At 70.3% G+C, this 1,489-nt stretch carries 1 protein-coding gene; it reads right to left on the bottom strand.

Annotated features, from left to right (window positions below):
• Positions 1–22 precede the first annotated feature (22 nt).
• Positions 23–1,366, bottom strand: coding sequence for an ISL3 family transposase (locus tag WAB14_RS18170; protein ID WP_340271757.1), 1,344 nt, complete (start codon positions 1,364–1,366; stop codon positions 23–25).
• Between the last annotated feature and the right edge of the window lie 123 nt (positions 1,367–1,489).

Below are 1,489 nucleotides of genomic sequence, written 5' to 3'. Positions count from 1 at the left end.
GGCTCTTCGCCGTTGAGTGTGGTCACGGGGTCAGGCCGCCGGCGATGAGGAGCATGCGGAGCCTGTAGTTGTTGCGGTTGCGGAAGCCGCGGGCGATGCGGCGGTGCAGCTCGATGAGCCCGTTCACGGCTTCGGTGCCGCCGTTGCTGGCGCCGTGGGTGTCGAAGTAGCCGAGGAACGCCTCGCGCCACTGCTTCAGCGTGCGGCCGAGTCTGGCGACCTCGGGGATCGGACACGTCGGAAGGGCAGCCAGGACCTTCTCGGCGAGGTGTCGTCCGGCGGCGTGGCTGTCTTGGTGGAAGCAGGCACGGACCTGCTGGGCGCAGCGGTAGGCGACTTCGACCTCCACGTGCTCCTCGCGGGCGGTGAACGCCGAGTGCAGCCGTGCCTGCTGCCGGTCGTTGAGGTGCTCAGCGCCGGCGCGGAGAATGTTCCGGACGCGGTAGAGCGGGTCGTCACGACGGCCGCGGTGCCCGGTGGTGTTCTGCTGAACGCGGCGGCGGACGTCGTCGACGACGGCGGTGGCGAGCTTGACGATGTGGAAGGCGTCCAGGACGGCGACGGCGTCCTGCAGCTGGTCGTCGATGGCGTTCTTGTAGCCGTGGAACGGGTCGAGGGTCGCGATCTTCACGCCGGCGCGGAAGGTCTCGCCGCGCTCGATGAGCCAAGTGCGGTAGGCCTGCCCGGAGCGGCCGGGCACCAGGTCCAGCAGCCGGGCGTGGACGTGTCCGTGCTGGTCGCGGGTGAGGTCGACCATGCCGGTGAGCTCCTTCGGACCGCGTCCGCCGTCCTCGATGGGCTTCGTGCTGACGTGGTGCCAGATGTGCTCGTCGACACCGAGCATCTCCACGCCGGCGAAGCGGGTCGGGTCGGCGTCGGCCGCTTCGAGCAGCGGCCGGATGGACTCCCAGACCGTTCGCCAGCCCGTGCGGAGCTGCCGGCGCAGGCCGTTGACCGAGGCGTGCTCGCGGCGCAGTTGCTCGATCGCCCACCGGCAGGCCCGCGTGGTGAGCTTCCCTCGTGGCGCGGCGATCCGGTCGTCCTGCTCCACGAACGTCGTCACCGGGCAGGCTGCCTCTAGGCAGCGCCAGCGTCGCTTGCGCCAGCAGATCCGCACCGGTCGTCCCATCGCCGGCGCGTCGACCAGGCGCACCTCGAGGCGTCCGTGGCCGCGCGCGACGACACCGCATGCACGGCAGCCCATCACGCCCGGCGCTGACTCCACCGTCACGGTCAGGGCGCCACTGCCACTGTCCCCGTCGTCGCGATCAACCGCGACGACGTGCAACCCGTTGAGGCCGACCAGAAGATCGCAGCGGTCGCAGTAGCCGCCGTCGGAACGGCAGCACGACGTAGGCTCACCCATCGTCGAGGTCCTCAAGGTCAGGAGAGGTAGAAGTCCTCTGATCCTCGGGGACCTCGACCCTTCCCCGGCCTCAAGCGGCGCCTCGGCGCGTCACCTCCGCACCACACTCAATGGCGAAGAGCC

This window comes from Aquipuribacter nitratireducens, assembly GCF_037860835.1.
Lineage (GTDB): Bacteria > Actinomycetota > Actinomycetes > Actinomycetales > JBBAYJ01 > Aquipuribacter > Aquipuribacter nitratireducens.
This window is presented reverse-complemented; position numbering and strand designations above follow the sequence as displayed.